Source organism: Hymenobacter agri (assembly GCF_054778495.1).
In genome coordinates, this window is record NZ_BAAGZM010001273.1 from 1 (window position 1) to 568 (window position 568).

Annotated in this window: 1 protein-coding gene; it reads left to right on the plus strand. The window is 69.0% G+C overall.

Going from position 1 to position 568, the window contains the following annotated elements:
• The coding region (locus tag ACYVDE_RS25765; protein WP_460504346.1) for a TolC family protein at positions 1–568 on the plus strand (568 nt) is incomplete at both ends.

Consider the following 568-nt stretch of genomic DNA (forward strand, 5'->3'; position numbering starts at 1 on the left):
TGCAGGCCGCCGTGGCCCGCGTGGAAAGCGCCCGCGCCAACGTGCGCGTAGCCAATTCCTACCGTGCCCCGCTCGTGACCGTGGACCCGCAGGTGTACCGCTCGCGGCTGTCGGCGCTGCGGCCGCTGCCGTTCCCGGTGGCCTCCAACAACCTCGGCGTGGTGCAGACGCAGTACTACATTCCCATCAATGCCAGCTATGAGTTTGACGTATGGGGCCGCATCCGCAGCAGCATCCGCGCCGCCGATGCCGATGCGCAGGAGCCGGAAGCCAACCGCCGCACCGTGCTGCTTTCCCTCACGGCCGACGCCGCTACCTACTACTTCAACATCCGCGGCCTCGATGCGCAGCTGCTGGTGCTCGACACCGCCCGCCTCGACCGCCAGCGCAGCCTGGAACTGACCCGCGCCCGCTACCAGGCCGGCGTCGACAACGAAATTGCCCTGCACCGCGCCGAAACCGAGTTGGCTAACGTGGACGCCAGCGTGGTGGAAACCCGCCGCCAGCGCCTGGGGCTCGAAGCCTCGCTGGCCACGGTGCTAGGTGTGCCGGCCAGCGGCTTTGCCGT